This is a genomic window from Flavobacterium sp. LC2016-01 (assembly GCF_009711135.1).
Lineage (GTDB): Bacteria > Bacteroidota > Bacteroidia > Flavobacteriales > Flavobacteriaceae > Flavobacterium.
The window spans coordinates 863278-880041 of the sequence record NZ_WMIC01000001.1; the positions used below are offsets into that span (position 1 = coordinate 863278).

Genomic DNA, 16764 nt, shown 5'->3' on the forward strand with positions numbered 1-16764 from the left:
GTTTTAAAGATCATTTTTATACAATTTGAATCATTTGAGAGAGATATTGACACAAATGAAGCATTTTATTTTGAATTAAAATCATCTACTTTGAATTTTCAAATAAACCATATTGATAATTTTTAGGCTGAAAAAATATAGTATCAATAAAAAAATATTTGAAAAACAGAATCAATCACAATTTTGAAACCAAATGAACACATTATTGTCAATGAGCAAAATCAATAATTGTTTTGCTCGAATCAGAGATGATTAGAAAACTAACTAATTTATTGTAAAACCAACCAAAAAATGAAAACTATCTAAAATGAAAAATCAATGAAAACAAAGTTCACTCAAATTTTAAAGCAGAGATATTACCTCTTGTTTTTCTTTAGTTTATTATTACAGCAAACGTATGCGCAGCAGCAAATCACAATTAGTGGTAAAGTTTTGGCCGCTACGGGAGAACCAGTTCCGTTTGCAAACGTTTTAATTAAAGGCACGACAAATGGTGCTGTTACCGATTTTGATGGAACATATAAAATTAGTGCGAGCGGAAATCAGACATTAATTTTTAGTTCCCAAGGTTATAAAACCACAGAAGTAGCGATCAACAATAGAACTTCTATCGATGTAAAGCTGGAAGAAGATGCCATGAAACTAGATGAGATAGTTGTTGTGGGTTATGGCTCACAGCAGAAAAAAGATCTTACTGGAGCAGTTTCGCTGGTTAAGCCAGACGAAATTCAGAAAAGGCAAATTACAACAGTTGCCGACGGACTTCAAGGTTTAGTTACAGGAGTAAAAGTTCGTGGTGGCGGGCGTCCTGGACAGGAAGCCAGCGTTGAGATTCGTGGTTTGAAGAATCTTCAAAATACAAATCCGCTTTATGTTATTGACGGTTTAGTAACCTCTGCAAACAGAGATTTTAATCCGAATGACATTGAAAGCATTCAGGTTTTAAAAGATGCATCGGCTGCTGCGATTTATGGTTCACGCGCTGCAAATGGTGTAATCATCATTACCACAAAAAAAGGTAAAAAAGGACCGCTTCAGGTTGAAGTTTCTGCAAAAACCAGCTTTCAGGTTATGCCTCGCTATGATTTGATGGGAACTGAAGAGTTTGCAAAATACAACAACATGGCGTATGACAATGCTGGATTTACAAGACAAAACTTGAATATGGCTGTTAATACAGACTGGCAGGATGCTGTTTTCAAAACCGGAATGATTCAGGATTATAACGCAAGTTTTTCTGGAGGAAATGAAAATTCAACATTCTTTATGTCAGCAAATTATTTTGGAAATGAAGGTACCGTTATCGGAACTGATTTCGACAGGATTTCCTTCCGTGTAAACTCAAGCGGCACAAAAGGAATTTTCAGTATTGGAGAAAACTTGGCCATCAGTAATTCTAAAACAGATGAAATGTCTGGTAACCCAATTATTGATGTGTACAGAATGACGCCAACAATTCCGTTGTATGATGCTGCAAATCCAGGTGGATACGGTTATGGAAAACAAGGTGTGGCAGATACTTTTGGAACAAATCCTTTAGCGATAGCTGATTTTGCAAATACAATGAACGAGAATTTCAGAATTAGAGGAAATATTTGGTCTGAATTAAAATTTGCGCCTTGGTTGAAATACCGTTTCAATTTTGGATATGAAACTAGTTTCGACTCTTATAAATTCATGAGAAAAATTGGAAACTGGTCTTTAAATCAGCCAATAGATCAATCCTATACAGATCAAAACAAAGGAAGATCAGAAACTTTGTTGTTTGAAAATACATTGACTTTTAAAAAAGCATTCGGTAAACATGATATTACATTTTTAGTGGGGCAGACTTACCAAAAAGACAACTACAACCAAATTTATGGAACAAAGCGAAATCTTCCAATGAATTCAGGAACGGGTGAATATTATGAAGTTTTAAATCAAGGAGATTCGCCAGTTGTGGGTGGTTTTATTAATGAAGCGGCTTTAGCTTCTTACTTAGGAAGGTTAGAGTATAATTATGATAATCGTTATTTGTTTAATGCTGTTTTAAGACGTGACGGATCATCAAGATTCAGCGACGCTAACAAATGGGGGAATTTCCCTTCACTTTCGGCAGGATGGAGAATAAGCAATGAATCTTTCTTTAAATCAGAATTCATTAAAGATTTAAAATTAAGAGCGAGCTACGGAGAATTAGGTTCTGGAAATATTGGAAATTATGAATACAAAAGTTTCGTAAACAATTTTGGACAGATTGTAATGGGTAACGAACAAAAGTTATATCCATCTGCAACGCAAGTAAAATTATCAAACTCAGAATTGCGTTGGGAAAAATTAAAACAATCGAATTTTGGATTAGATCTTGGCGTTTTAAATAATGATTTGCGCCTTACAGCAGATTATTTTATTGCTCGTACAGAAGATGTATTATTTGGTTTCCCAATTTTATTGACGACAGGAAATGATGGCGGAAATCCAATTTCTAATGCTGCAACTGTTGAAAACAAAGGTTTTGAATTGGAATTGGCTTATAGCAAAAAAATCAATGAATTCTCGTTTAATGCTTCTGTGAATTTTACAAAAGTGAATAACAAATTGGTTTCATTAGGTAATGGACAAAACGAAAACTTCTCTGGAAATACAGTTACAAGAGCTGGTTTGCCAGTAGGTATGTGGTATGTTTTACAAACAGATGGTTTGTTCCAAAATCAAGACGAAATTAATAACTACAAAACGGCAGACGGAAAAGTAATTATGCCTGGTGCAGTTCCTGGAGATATTCGTTTTAAAGACAATAACGGAGACGGACAAATTACGAATGAAGATAAAGCTGTTGTTGGAAGTCCATGGCCAGAATTTGAAATGGGATTCAATGCAGGAGCAGACTACAAAGGTTTTGATTTTTCTATGAACTGGATTGCTTCACACGGAGCAACTGTTTATGACGGATTTAGAAGTGTTGTAGATCGTTTTGACGATAACAGTAACTACAGAACTGGTATTCAGCCTTGGACACCTGAAAATCCAAATACTGATTTTCCTAGAATCACAAAAGGTTCAACTTTAAACTCAAGAGGAGACAGTGATCGTTTCTTAGAAAGCGGTGATTTTATCAGACTTAAATACATCGGATTTGGCTATAATTTGCCAAGCAGTGTCTTGAAAAATTCTGGTATTACAAGAGCAAGATTAACGATTTCGGCACAAAACATTATTACTATTACAAAATACAAAGGATTGGATCCTGAGTTTACCAACGGTAATATTTTTGAAAGAGGTGTTGATAATGGGGCTTTCCCAAATCTTAAGACATATTCTTTTGGTGTAGAATTTAGCTTTTAATTTTAAAAAAATAGCATAATGAAAAAATCAATAATAATAACCGTAGCTTTTCTAGGTCTCATTTTTGCTTCATGCGAAAAAGAACTTGACCTAAATAGCCCGAATGATATTACAGTAGATCAATATTGGAAAACTGAAAGTGATGCACAAGCCGGAGTAAATTCTATTTATGCCATGTTTTATAAAGATGGTTTGTGGGCGAGATGGATCTACTTCCGTTTAGATTTAACTTCTGATGAAGGATATAGTGTAAGTCCGTGGACAGAATTGGCAGATTGGACAAGATTCAATTACATCAATTATAATTTCTGGGAAGGAAATGCTGTAACATGGAGAGATACTTACAAAGCGATTTTTAGATGTAACCAAGTTTTGGCAAATGTTCCAAATATTACATTCCAAAATGAAGATGCAAAAAAGAGAATTATAGCGCAGGCTAAATTTTTAAGAGCCTTGCATTACTATTATGCAGCAGTAATTTGGGAAGATATTCCGTTGGTTTTAGATCCATCTACACCAGCAGATTTGCCAAAGCAAGTTAAGGTAACTGAAATTTGGGCCCAAGTTGAAAAAGATTTGAATGAAGCTTACGCCGATTTACCAAGAGATTGGTCAGGCGCAGATATTGGAAGACCTGATAAAGGTGCAGCAAAAGCTTTTCTAGCAAAAGTGTATATGCAACAGCACAAATGGGCTGAAGCAAAAACAGCTTTAGAGTATTTGATTTCTGGTGCAGGAGCAAAATACAGCTTACAAGCAAACTACAGAGACAATTTTACAGATTTACGTGAAAACAACAGCGAATCTGTTTTTGAAATCCAATTTGGAGATCAAAGAAAAGGAGGAACTGGAGAAGATCAAAATGCTGCAGTTTCTAGCAACCGTTGTCAGTTTTTTGCACCAAGAGGAATTGGATGGTCTGATGGACAAGCTCGTTTTTGGCTAGTAAATGCTTTCAAGGAAGAAAAAAATAAAGATGGAAATCTTGATATCCGTTTAAGATGGACTTTATACTACCCTAATTTATTGGCTGATTTTGGAGACAAAACCTACAACAGAAACTGGGAATGGAACAATAACGAAGCTTGGTTCAGAAAAGGAAGCCGTGATTATTACAGAGATAATGAAGACTATTATTCTCAAGTAAACTACAGATTAGTTCGTTATGGTGATATTTTGTTGCGCTATGCCGAAGTTTTGAACGAATTAGGAAATACAGCTCAGGCGTATCAATATGTTGACATGGTAAGAGCGCGTGCTAACATGAACACGCTAGCTGTTGCACATCCTGAAATTGGAAATAATCATGATTTGTTCTTGGAAAGATTAAAAATGGAAAGAGTTTTAGAATTAGCTGGAGAAAGTGTTCGTTGGGAAGATTTAAAACGTTGGGGAGATTTGAATACGCAAGCTTCTGTTGATAAAATTGCGCTTCGTGATTCCGATTTTAAAAACTTCAAAGTGGGTAAAAATCAAAGAATGCCAATTCCACAAACAGATGTAGATAATAATCCAAATCTTGAACAAAACTCAGGATATTAAAAATTAATTTTTGAGGGAATCAGATTCCTTAAGTCTGATTCCCTTATCATAAAGAACGATTGTTCATAATAACAAAATTTATAATGAAAAAAGTAAAATTGTGTCTGACATTAGTGTTGGCAGGGCTAGTATTGCTTAGCTGCAACAATAAAAAGAGTAATTCTGAAGAAAATAAAACCGAAACCACTTCAGTAGAAAAAAGAGAAATCTGGACTAAAGATCAGGCCAATAAATGGTACGCAGAACAACCTTGGTTAGTAGGCGCAAATTATTCTCCTAGCACAGCTATAAATCAGTTAGAGATGTGGCAGTCAGCTACTTTTGATCCAAAAAGAATTGATCAGGAATTGGGCTGGGCAGAAGGTCTTGGCATGAATGTAATGCGTGTATATCTGCACGATTTATTACATCAGCAAGATCCAGAAGGACTTTACAAACGCATGGATAAATTTTTAGAAATTGCAGATAAACATCACATTAAAACACTGTTTGTTTTGTTTGATTCTTGCTGGGATCCGTTTCCTGCTTTGGGAAAACAACGTGCTCCAAAACCGCATACGCACAACTCAGGCTGGGTTCAGGCTCCAGGACAAAAAGCACTTCAGGATAAAACACAATATCCTCGTTTAGAGAAATATGTAAAAGAAACAGTAGCTAAATTCAAAGATGACAAACGTATTTTAGGTTGGGATGTTTGGAACGAGCCAGATAATATGACAGGCCCATCTTATGAAAAAGTAGAGATTAAAAATAAAGTCGATTTGATTCTGCCACTTTTAAAAGATGTTTTTGTTTGGGCAAGAGAAAGTAATCCTTCACAGCCATTGACTTCTGGAGTTTGGGTTGGGGATTGGAGCGACGAAGCTAAAATGCAGCCAATGCACAAAATGCAGATTGAACAGTCAGATATTGTTTCATTCCATAATTACAATACGCCTCAGGATTTTGAAAAAGTGATCAAACAATTACAGCGTTACGGAAAACCTTTATTATGTACAGAATATATGGCAAGACCAAACGGAAGTACTTTCGAAGGATTTCTTCCAATTGCGAGAAAATACAATATTGGTATGATCAACTGGGGATTTGTTGACGGAAAAACACAAACAAAATACGCTTGGGACAGTTGGACTAAAACGTACACTGCTGAACCAAAATTATGGTTTCACGAAGTATTACATACAGATGGAACTCCATACATTAAAGCCGAAACAGATTTGATTAAAAAAATGACTTCTGAGGTTAATAAGGTTAATTAGATAATATGTCAATTAGATAATTAGATAATTGCTTTTGGCCACAGATTAAACGGATTAAAATGATTAACATCTGTGGCGGAAAAATTAAACACATAGAAACATAGATTTTATTATTTCTTTTTTGAGAGTATAGAAAAAGCTCGCTTTCACACATAGCTATGTGTATTTTAATAAATGAAATGCCTTTTGTAGACAAAGTAAAGCTATGTCTCTATGTGTTAAAAAATCATTTTAATCCGTTTAATCTGTGGCAAAAGCATTTTAATTTTTAGCAACATGAGAAAAAATAAAATAAAACAGCTCTTTTTTCTAGCGGTGATTCTGGTTGGATTTTCTGCGAAAGCACAACAACCAGATCCGCCGGGACAAGTTAAAGGGAATGAAAAACCAAAAAACGAGGCTTATCTTTTTGCGCACATGACGCATAAAGATTACGGCAGATTGTATTATTCTGTCAGCCTTGATGGTTTGCATTGGGAAAATTTAAATGATGGGAAACGTGTTTTTGAAGAATATAAAGGGCATCCAGACATTTGCAAAGGTCCAGACGGAAAATATTACATCGCAGGAAATACTGGTGACGATGCAAAAAGCATTAATATCTGGGTTTCGGATGATTTGATTACTTGGAAAAAACATTCCGATTATACACCGGATTTAAAAAGCACACCTGATTATTCAAATGCTTTACAGCGAATTGGCGCGCCAAAATTATATTACGATAAAGACTCTGAAAAGTTCATTATGACTTGGCACACGCCACATCTTGAAGGAACGAAAGAAGATGGCGAGCGTTATTGGGCAAGTCAGCGAACATTGTATGTTTTGTCTAAAGATTTAAAAACTTTCGAAGGAACACCAAAACGTTTATTCGATTGGGATATGGGAACAATAGATGTTTTTATTCGTAAAGTCGGCGATTCCTACTACGCCGTTCTTAAAGATGAAACGTATCCAACTTTATATTGGACAACCGGAAAAACGGTGCGAATTGCCAAATCAAAATCCCTTTTAGGGCCTTATTCTTTGCCCCAGCAATCTATCAGTCCAAACTTTAGAGAAGCGCCAATGTTGATACCTTCTCCAGATGATAAAATATGGTACATGTATTATGAACAATATCCAGGTGTTTCCTACGGATTATCAATTGCAGATAATCTAAACGGACCTTGGTATCAGGCCTCAGGCTATACTTTTTTCTCCGATTGGGACAAATACAGTCTTCCAGAAAAAGTACGCCACGGCTGTATGATTACAATATCTAAAAAAGAATACGACAGTTTAGTCAAGAAATTCGGTCTTACCGCAGGTAAGAAGTTATAAATTATAAGTATTGATGAATTAATAATTAACAATTAATAATTCACAATTATAAAGATTTGGTTAGTTAAGTTAGTTTGAGAATTTACCAGGCTTGTGTGGAACAAGTCTGGTAATTCATTTTGATTTCGAAAAAACATGATGGCATTATTTATCAAAAAGTGCCCAATACATATATAGAATGAAAAGAAAAAGTATCCTTTTTTTAGCCCTATTTTCCGTACTAGCAGTGAATGCACAATGGAAACCGCAAGGAGATAAAATCAAAACAAAATGGGCGGCACAGGTTGATCCGAATAAAACTTTACCTGAATATCCCCGTCCGATTATGGAGCGTGGTCAATGGAAAAATCTGAATGGTCTATGGAATTATGCTATTCAAGAATTTGGCAAAACAGCACCTTCAAAATATGATGGGCAAATTCTGGTTCCGTTTGCGGCTGAATCGAGTCTGTCTGGCGTTATGAAAGAAGTGGGAGCCAAAAATGAACTTTGGTACGAAACTAATTTTTCGATTGAATCAAATTGGAGCGGAAAAAATATCCTTTTGCATTTTGGTGCTGTAGACTGGAAAACAGAAGTTTATATTAATGATGTAAAAGTTGGTTCGCATACAGGAGGATATACGCCGTTTTCATTTGATATTACGCCATTTATTCAAAAAGGGAAAAATCAAAAATTGGTTGTGAAAGTTTGGGATCCTTCAAATGATGGCCCGCAACCAAGAGGAAAACAAGTTAAAAAGCCGGAAGGAATTTGGTACACGCCGGTAACCGGAATCTGGCAGACCGTTTGGATTGAACCTGTAAATGCTAAAAACATTACCGAGTTAAAAACGATGCCAAATATTGATCAAAACATAATTAGTATTAAAGCTGATGTTGCTGGTGCAGAAAAAGGAGATTTAATCGAAATTGCTGTTTTTGATGGCGGAAAAGAAATTGCAAAAGAAAAAGCGGTTGTAGGAGAAAGCAACGATATTGTTTTAAATTCACCTAAATTATGGTCGCCTGAAACTCCGTTTTTGTATCAGACGAAAATTCGATTAATCAGCAAAAATAAAATTGTTGATGAAGTGAAAAGTTATTTTGCGATGCGAAAAATTTCATCAAAAAGAGATGAAAACGGAATTATGAGAATGCAATTAAATAACAAAGATTATTTTCAATATGGACCTTTAGATCAAGGCTGGTGGCCAGACGGATTGTACACGGCGCCAACAGACGAAGCTTTGAAATATGATATTATTAAAACAAAAGAATTAGGTTTTAATATGATTCGTAAACATGTAAAAGTAGAGCCGGAACGTTGGTACACGCATTGTGATCAATTGGGAATTTTGGTTTGGCAGGATATGCCAAGTGGAGATGATCAGCCAATTTGGCAAAACACAAAATATTTTACAGGAACTGAATTACAGCGTTCTGCAAAATCAGAAGAAATATATAGAAAAGAATGGCGCGAAATAATGGATCATTTGTATTCGTATCCAAGTATTGTGGTTTGGGTTCCGTTTAACGAAGCTTGGGGACAATTTAAAACAGTTGAAATTACGGAATGGACTAAAAATCACGATCCAAGCCGTTTAACAAATTCGTCAAGTGGCGGAAATCATTTTCAAACAGGAGATATTTTAGATTTACACAATTATCCAGGACCAGAAATGTATTTGTATGATGCTAGAAGAGTTACTGTTTTGGGGGAATATGGCGGAATTGGACTTCCTTTGGAAGGTCATTTGTGGAGAGCAAATGACAACTGGGGTTATGTCAAATTTAAAAATGAAGCTGAAGTTACAGCCGAATATATTAAATACGCGAAAGTTCTAAAGAATTATGTAAAAACAGGTTTTTCAGCTGCAGTTTATACGCAGACCACCGATGTTGAAGGCGAAGTAAACGGTTTCATGACGTACGACAGAAAAGTAGATAAAATGGATTTTAAAGCGATAAATTCAATTAATACTGAAGTTATAAATGCTTTGAATAAATAATTAGTGATTTTTTCAAACACATAGAAACATAGAATTTTTTGTGTTGAAAAAGGAAGTAGAAGAAACTAGTTTCCACACATAGTTCACACAATCAATACTATGTTTGTTTAAAACAAATGAAATGCCTTTTTTACAGACAAAGCAAAACTATGTCTCTATGTGTTTAAAAACCACGCCCAACAATAAAAAAACTAAAATGAAAAAATACCTAATCCTTTTTCTGCTCACAACCATAAGTTTTGCACAGCAAAAAACATTCACAAATCCAATTTTTCCATCGGGTGCAGATCCTTATAGTACATATTATAAAGGGTATTATTATTATACTAATACGCTGGGAAATAAACTCGTTTTATGGAAAACAAAAGATTTGTCAGACATTAAAAATGCAGAAAGCAAAGTGATTTGGACACCGCCCAAAAACACCAATTATTCTGCAGAAATCTGGGCGCCGGAATTTCATATTATCAACGGAAAATGGTATTGTTATTTTGCCGCAGATAATGGCAATAACAACAATCACAGAATGTATGTTTTAGAAAATAAATCGTCAGATCCGTTTAAAGGCAATTTTGAATTCAAAGGAAAAATTGCTGCAAAAACAGACAAATGGGCTATTGATGGAAACGTTTTTGAACATAAAAAACAGCTTTATATGATCTGGGCTGGGTGGAAAGGAGATACCAACGGACAGCAAAATATTTACATCGCCAAAATGAAAAGCCCACTGGAAATTGATGGCGATAGGGTTATGATCTCAGAACCAACAAACGATTGGGAAACGCACGGAGCGCTGCATGATGATGTAAATCCGGCGCAAGTAAACGTGAACGAAGGACCACAATTTTTAGAAAGAAATGGCAAGATTTTCATTGTGTTTTCAGCAAGCGGATGCTGGACCGATTTTTATTCTTTAGGATTATTAACGTTTAATGGGAGCGATAATTTGTTAGATGCTTCAGCTTGGAAGAAATCTCCGGAACCAATTTTCAAACAATCAGATAAAAATAAGGTTTATGCGCCAGGACATAATTCCTTTTTTAAATCTCCAGACGGAAAAGAAGATTGGATTTTATACCATGCCAATTCAAATCCGGGAGAAGGTTGCGGAAACAAAAGATCGCCAAGAATGCAGAAAATTAATTGGGATGCCAACGGATTTCCTGTTTTGGGAGAACCGGTTAGTGAAGAAACGATTTTGGCAATTCCATCAAAATAAAATATTGAAAATCATCTTATAAATTATATAAAAATGAAAAATATTCAAATTGCTGCAGTTGTATTGCTGGCACTTTTTCAATTTAATTGTAAAGAAAATAAAAAGGAGGATTCAGTTTCAAAAGAGACTACTGAAATCAAATCGGATTCTGTAAAATCGGTTTTAGAAACTAAAAATTTTGACACGATAATTGACGGTAAAAAAGTTAATTTATATTGGATAGAAAACAAAGGAATTAAAGCTGCTTTTACCAATTACGGTGGACGATTAGTTGGACTTTGGGTTAACGACAAAAACGGAAAACCGACTGATGTTGTAGTTGGAATGAACAGCGCCAAAGGTTTTAAAACTTCGACAGAACCATATTTTGGCGCAACAATCGGAAGAGTTGGGAACAGAATCGGAAGAGGAAAATTTATTTTGGAAGGAAAGCAATATCAAGTGCCGCTAAATAATGGAAAAAATGCTTTGCATGGCGGTATAAAAGGTTTTCAGGATGTGGTTTGGAATGCTGAAAAAACAGATGAAAAAACATTAGTTTTTACTTATGTTTCGCCAGATGGAGAACAAGGTTTTCCTGGAAATTTATCTGTAAAAGTAACTTATACGATTACTGATGATAATTCGGTTAAAATGGAATATGAAGCAACGACTGATAAAACAACACTTGTAAACCTAACAAATCATGCCTTTTTTAATTTAAATGGAGAAGGAAGCGGTACCATCTTAAATCATGAATTGCAGATTTATGCCAATGAATTTACGCCAGTTGATGAAGGTTTGATTCCGAGTGGAGAATTGAAATCAGTTAAAAACACAGTTTTTGACTTTACTTCAAAACATACAATTGGAGAAAGAATCGAAACCAAAGACGAGCAGTTGAAATTTGGAAAAGGCTATGATCATAATTACGTTTTAAACGCAACCAAGAAAAATGGTCTGAATCATGCTGCAACAATTTCTGGAGATCAATCTGGAATTACACTGGATATTTTTACCGAAGAACCAGGATTACAGTTTTACAGCGGAAATTTCATGCAGTCAAAAAATACGTTTAAATCAGGTTCAAAAGATGATTTCAGAACTGCTTTTGCTTTAGAAACCCAACATTTTCCAGACGCACCAAATCAGCCAAAATTTGCTCCGATTGTTTTGAAACCTGGAGGTAAATATCATACGGTTTCTTATTATCAGTTTTCTGTGAAAAAGTAGAATTAGTTTAACGAATTTAACCGCAAAGAACGCTAAGGCTTACGCAAAGGGCGCAAATCATTTAATCTTTGGTGTGCTTTACGTAAGCCTTAGCGTTCTTTGCGGTTAAAAAAAAATATAAACCATTAAAAATGAAAAAAATAATAACCTTAATAATGTCTTTAACTATTTTTTCTGCGTGTTCGCAGGAAAAAAGCACAGACAAACCAAAAGAAGTAAAATCTAATGCTATTTTATTAGCAGATCCAACTATATTTTACGACAAAGGAACCTATTATTTATACGGAACGACAACTGGAGATATCCCAAACGGTGAAGGATTTCAAGTTTATACTTCAACTGATTTAAAAGACTGGAAAGGTCCTGTTGGAGCACAGAATGGTTTAGCTTTAAAAAAAGGAGATTCTTTTGGTGACAAAGGTTTTTGGGCACCACAGATTCTGTCGTATAAAAACAAATTTTATATGATTTATACGGCCAATGAAAATATCGCAGTTGCAACAAGCGACAGTCCGCTTGGGCCATTTAAGAGCGAATCAAAAGAACCGATTATCAAAACCGGAAACCAAATAGATCCATTCATTTTTATTGATGAAGATGGAAAGAAATACTTGTATCACGTTCGCTTGACAAATGGAAACCGAATTTTTGCAGCTGAAATAAACGATGATCTTCAAAGTATTAAACCAGAAACTTTAACTGAATGTATTTCGGGAACTTTGCCTTGGGAAAACACACAAAATGTAAGCTGGCCCGTTACAGAAGGGCCGACAGTTTTAAAACACAATGGTTTATATTACATGATTTATTCGGCTAACGATTTCAGAAATATTGATTATGCTGTTGGTTATGCAACCAGTAAAAGTCCGCTTGGACCTTGGGAAAAAGCTCCAGACAGTCCAATTATCAGCAGAATAAATACCAAGCAAAACGGTATAGGACATGGCGATGTATTTTGGGACAAAGACAATAAAATGCATTATGTTCTTCATACTCATTTTAACGAAAGTGCCGTTTCGCCAAGAAAATCTGGAATAATTTCAATTGAATTTACTGGCGATAAATTAACCGCAAAACCTGAAAGTTTTATGTTTTTAGAAAAGAAATAAAAAATTATAAGTCTCTAGTTTTAAGCTCTTCCTGTTATTTTGGAAGGGCTTTTTTTTTGGATTTTATTTTCATTTATGCAAGGTTTGGTAAATTATATTTATTTAGAATAATTAAAAATAATTTGGAAAAACAAGTTATAGAAGCTACTTTTGGCAACGAAATTTAAAACCAGACAAAATGAATAGCTTAACCATTAAAAAAATCTGTTTTTTTGTACTTTTCGTAACATCATTAGCTATGATGGCGCAAAATCAAAATACAGGCAGGGTAACAGGAAAAATATCTTTGAGCGGAAATGTTCCGGCAGAAGGTGTATCAGTGGCTCTTAAAGGAACAAAATATAGTGCTGTAACCAATGAGAATGGACAGTACGAAATTAGAAACGTAAAACCTGGCTCTTACACAATCAGCATTCATTCAGTTGGGATTCACGGTGAAGAAGCTGCGATTGTGGTAACTGCAAAACAAGTCACGACAAAAAACTTTGGACTTTCTGAAAGCCAAGAAGATCTTGATGAAGTTGTTATTACAAAAAATAAATACAAGCAGGACAAACCTTCGCTGTCTTTGCGTCTTCAGACTCCAGTTTTGGAGATTCCGCAAAACGTTCAGATTGTAAGTGGTCAGACTTTAAAAGATCAACAAATTACAAGTATGAGCGACGGTGTAATTCGTAATGTGAGCGGTGCTGTGCGTTTAGAGCACTGGGGTGATTTGTACACCAATATTACCATGCGCGGTTCTCAAATTCAGGCTTTCCGTAACGGATTTAATGTGGTTTCTTCTTTTTGGGGACCATTAACGGAAGATATGAGTTTTGTAGATCATATTGAATTTGTAAAAGGACCTGCTGGATTTATGCTTTCAAGCGGAGACCCAAGCGGACTTTATAACGTAGTTACTAAAAAACCAACCGGAATTACAAAAGGTGAGGTTTCGGTGCTTGGCGGAAGCTATGATTTTTACCGAGTAAGTCTTGATCTTGACGGGAAATTAGATAAAAAAGGAAAATTGCTTTACAGATTTAACGGAGCAGCTCAAAAGAAAGGTTCTCACCGTCCGTTTGAACACAACGACCGTTATGTAATTGCTCCGGTAATTTCATATCAAGTTGATGATAAAACAAAAATTACAGCTGAATATAATTTTCAGTACGCAAATATGACTGAGGTTGGTTCTTACTATGTTTTCGGACCTGCATCTGACGGATATGCAACTTTGCCTGTTGGGTTTACAATGACACAGCCAGGTCTGCCTGATACCAATATTCAGGATCACAGCGGTTATTTGATGTTTGAACATAAATTTGACGACAACTGGAAACTTACGGCTCAGACTTCTTACTTTAAATACATTCAGCAAGGATACAGTTCTTGGCCAGGTGTAGTTGGTCCTGGCGATGTTGATAGAAATTTTGACGGAGTTTCTGAAGGAACACTGGCAAAAGGAGAAATCATCAGAAACGTTGGTATTTGGGATGCAGAAAGTAATATGTACTTGGGACAGATATTTGTAAACGGAAAATTCAACACTGGATCTGTAAGCCATAAAATTTTAAGTGGAGTTGATTTAGGAGATAAAGATTATATGGCAGATTGGGGACAATCTCATGATCTTGACACCGTTGATAGTCCATTCAATGTGTATAATCCAAATTATGGTACTCCATCTAACGGACTTCCAGCCTTTGATCATGATACACCATTAAGCCAGAGAGCTGGAGGACTTTACGGTTCGAAATATGCTGCCGGTTATATTCAGGATGAGCTTGGATTTTTTCAAAATAGATTAAGATTGACTCTTGCCGCAAGATATACATGGATTAGCCAGACGAGCAGCTATGATATTGCACAAGAAGACAGTCATATTACACCTCGTGTAGGAGTAAGTTATTCTGTAAACGAAAGCACAGCAATTTACGGATTATATGATCAGGCATTTACTCCGCAGTCGGGCGTTATTAAGAATGGGGATCCAATAAAACCTCTTACAGGTAATAATGTTGAATTTGGAATCAAAAAAGATTGGTTTGAAGGTTCTTGGAGCACTAGTGTATCTGCATACAGTATTTTAAAGAAAAACGAGCTTACTTCGGATCCAACAAATGGACCAAATGATCCATTTAAAGTTGTTTTGGGAGAAAAAAGAGCTCAGGGTGTGGAGTTTGACGTTAGAGGAAAAATCTTTGACGGACTAAATGTAATTGCAAATTATGCTTTTACAGAATCAATTGTAAAGGAGTCAAATGTACCAAGTATTGTAGCGGGTTCTGTTGTCCCAGGTTATGCTAAACATACAGCAAATGCTTGGTTAAACTATACGCTTCAAAATGGTAAATTAAAAGGATTTGGAGCTTCTATTGGAGGAACTTTCCTTGACGGAAGACAAACGGATACTTGGAGCGCAGGTCTTCAAAAATTGCCTTCTTACTTTAAATTAGACGGAGGTCTATCTTATGAAACTGGTAAAGTGAAAGTAACGGCTAACGTATTTAATATCTTGAACAAATATCTTTACAGCGGTTCATATTACCAATGGCTTAATGCTTACTACTGGCAGACTGAAGCGCCAACAAATGTTAGAGTTGGTGTAACTTATAAATTTTAATTATACGCCTTTAAAAAGAATTGTTAGTGAAAAAGAAAGCATCCGTTACTATTTAGCGGATGCTTTTTTTTTAGATGCTAAGATACTGAGGCTCTAAGATTAAAAAAGAAATCTTTTTAATCCTTTTAATCTGCGGCTGAAAAATTATCCTTTTTGAATTAAAGGGATCAATTTTGTTCCAATTAACTCTATCGAATTCATTAATTGTTGATGTGTAAGTCCGGCGTTGTCCATTTGGAAAGTGAATCTTGAAATACCGCCTAATGCTTCACTATGGCGTAAAATCTTCTCGGCAGCGCGTTCAGGACTTCCCACAATTAAGACACCAAGATCATCAATTAATCCATCAAATTTCCCTTTGGTAACTGGTGGCCAGCCTCTTTCGTAGCCTAATTTTGTCCAGAGCTCGGCATAACCTGGATAATATTCTTCGATTGCTTTTTCGGTAGTTGTTCCAACAAAACCTGGCGAATGTATTCCTACTTTTAGTTCTTCGGGTTTATAACCTGCTGCTTTTCCGGCTTCTCGATACAAATCGATCAACGGACGAAAACGATGTGTTTGTCCTCCAATAATGGCCACCATCAAAGGCAGACCTAATGATCCAGCTCGGATAAAAGATTCTGGAGTTCCTCCAACACCAAGCCAAACGGGAAATTTTTCCTGCAAAGCTCTCGGATAAATCGGAAGGTTATTTATAGCGGGACGAAATTTCCCTGACCAAGTAACAAATTCATTATCTCTGATTTGTAAAAAAAGGTCTAATTTTTCTTTGAAAAGCGCATCATAATCATTTAAATCAAATCCGAAAAGGGGATAAGCTTCAATCGAAGATCCTCGGCCAACCACAATTTCGGCTCTTCCTTTTGAAATTAAATCCAATGTTGCAAAACTTTGATAAACTCTCACAGGATCTGCAGCGCTTAAAACCGAAACCGCACTCGATAAACGTATATTTTTTGTTCTCGCCGCAGCCGCAGCTAATATTACGACTGTAGCCGAATCTAAAAATTCTTTTTTATGATGTTCTCCAATCCCGAAAACATCCAAACCAACCTGATCTGCAAGTTCAATTCGTTGAAGTAATTGTTCCATTGCATCAACACTGCTCAAAGTGTTGTTGTTTCCGTACATTGCCGAAGCAAAACTGTCAATTCCTATTTCCATAATATTTA

At 35.6% G+C, this 16764-nt stretch carries 10 protein-coding genes; 9 read left to right on the forward strand and 1 reads right to left on the reverse strand.

Going from position 1 to position 16764, the window contains the following annotated elements; translation table 11 throughout:
• The first annotated feature begins 318 nt into the window (after positions 1 to 318).
• The 9 genes from GKZ88_RS03850 to GKZ88_RS03890 all read left to right on the forward strand — a co-directional run bounded on the left by GKZ88_RS03850 (position 319) and on the right by GKZ88_RS03890 (position 15589).
• Entirely contained in the window at positions 319 to 3327 is a 3009-nt protein-coding gene (locus GKZ88_RS03850; protein ID WP_155101071.1) for a TonB-dependent receptor, read from the forward strand.
• 18 nt (positions 3328 to 3345) lie between these two features.
• Positions 3346 to 4869: a RagB/SusD family nutrient uptake outer membrane protein gene (locus GKZ88_RS03855; RefSeq protein WP_155101072.1), complete on the forward strand. Its 1524-nt coding sequence runs from the start codon at positions 3346 to 3348 to the stop codon at positions 4867 to 4869.
• Positions 4870 to 4952: 83 nt separating this feature from the next.
• A complete protein-coding gene (locus GKZ88_RS03860; protein ID WP_155101073.1) occupies positions 4953 to 6128 on the forward strand; it encodes a cellulase family glycosylhydrolase in 1176 nt (391 codons plus the stop codon).
• A 276-nt stretch (positions 6129 to 6404) separates the two neighbouring features.
• Complete coding sequence (locus GKZ88_RS03865) at positions 6405 to 7451, forward strand: glycoside hydrolase family 43 protein (RefSeq protein WP_155101074.1); 1047 nt, start codon at positions 6405 to 6407, stop codon at positions 7449 to 7451.
• A 178-nt stretch (positions 7452 to 7629) separates the two neighbouring features.
• Positions 7630 to 9441, forward strand: coding sequence for a sugar-binding domain-containing protein (locus GKZ88_RS03870; RefSeq protein WP_155101075.1), 1812 nt, complete (start codon positions 7630 to 7632; stop codon positions 9439 to 9441).
• 196 nt (positions 9442 to 9637) lie between these two features.
• Positions 9638 to 10660: a glycoside hydrolase family 43 protein gene (locus tag GKZ88_RS03875; RefSeq protein WP_155101076.1), complete on the forward strand. Its 1023-nt coding sequence runs from the start codon at positions 9638 to 9640 to the stop codon at positions 10658 to 10660.
• Positions 10661 to 10693: 33 nt separating this feature from the next.
• Positions 10694 to 11872 carry an aldose epimerase family protein gene (locus GKZ88_RS03880; protein ID WP_155101077.1) on the forward strand — a complete coding sequence of 393 codons (1179 nt, stop codon included), beginning with the start codon at positions 10694 to 10696 and terminating at the stop codon, positions 11870 to 11872.
• 131 nt (positions 11873 to 12003) lie between these two features.
• A complete protein-coding gene (locus GKZ88_RS03885) occupies positions 12004 to 12981 on the forward strand; it encodes a glycoside hydrolase family 43 protein (RefSeq protein WP_155101078.1) in 978 nt (325 codons plus the stop codon).
• A gap of 178 nt (positions 12982 to 13159) precedes the next feature.
• On the forward strand, positions 13160 to 15589 hold the full coding sequence (locus GKZ88_RS03890) for a TonB-dependent receptor (RefSeq protein ID WP_155101079.1): 2430 nt from the start codon (positions 13160 to 13162) through the stop codon (positions 15587 to 15589).
• A gap of 144 nt (positions 15590 to 15733) precedes the next feature.
• Here the strand turns inward: GKZ88_RS03890 and GKZ88_RS03895 are convergent, their stop codons facing one another.
• The gene (locus tag GKZ88_RS03895) at positions 15734 to 16756 is read right to left on the reverse strand and encodes an LLM class flavin-dependent oxidoreductase (protein WP_155101080.1); all 1023 of its coding nucleotides are present in this window, start codon (positions 16754 to 16756) and stop codon (positions 15734 to 15736) included.
• Positions 16757 to 16764 lie beyond the last annotated feature (8 nt).

Excerpts from the sequence above, each read along its gene's own strand:
- GKZ88_RS03850 (WP_155101071.1), top strand. The coding sequence starts at position 319 with ATGAAAACAAAGTTCACTCAAATTTTAAAGCAGAGATATTACCTCTTG.
- GKZ88_RS03855 (WP_155101072.1), top strand. The coding sequence starts at position 3,346 with ATGAAAAAATCAATAATAATAACCGTAGCTTTTCTAGGTCTCATTTTT.
- GKZ88_RS03860 (WP_155101073.1), top strand. The coding sequence starts at position 4,953 with ATGAAAAAAGTAAAATTGTGTCTGACATTAGTGTTGGCAGGGCTAGTA.
- GKZ88_RS03865 (WP_155101074.1), top strand. The coding sequence starts at position 6,405 with ATGAGAAAAAATAAAATAAAACAGCTCTTTTTTCTAGCGGTGATTCTG.
- GKZ88_RS03870 (WP_155101075.1), top strand. The coding sequence starts at position 7,630 with ATGAAAAGAAAAAGTATCCTTTTTTTAGCCCTATTTTCCGTACTAGCA.
- GKZ88_RS03875 (WP_155101076.1), top strand. The coding sequence starts at position 9,638 with ATGAAAAAATACCTAATCCTTTTTCTGCTCACAACCATAAGTTTTGCA.
- GKZ88_RS03880 (WP_155101077.1), top strand. The coding sequence starts at position 10,694 with ATGAAAAATATTCAAATTGCTGCAGTTGTATTGCTGGCACTTTTTCAA.
- GKZ88_RS03885 (WP_155101078.1), top strand. The coding sequence starts at position 12,004 with ATGAAAAAAATAATAACCTTAATAATGTCTTTAACTATTTTTTCTGCG.
- GKZ88_RS03890 (WP_155101079.1), top strand. The coding sequence starts at position 13,160 with ATGAATAGCTTAACCATTAAAAAAATCTGTTTTTTTGTACTTTTCGTA.
- GKZ88_RS03895 (WP_155101080.1), bottom strand. The coding sequence starts at position 16,756 with ATGGAAATAGGAATTGACAGTTTTGCTTCGGCAATGTACGGAAACAAC.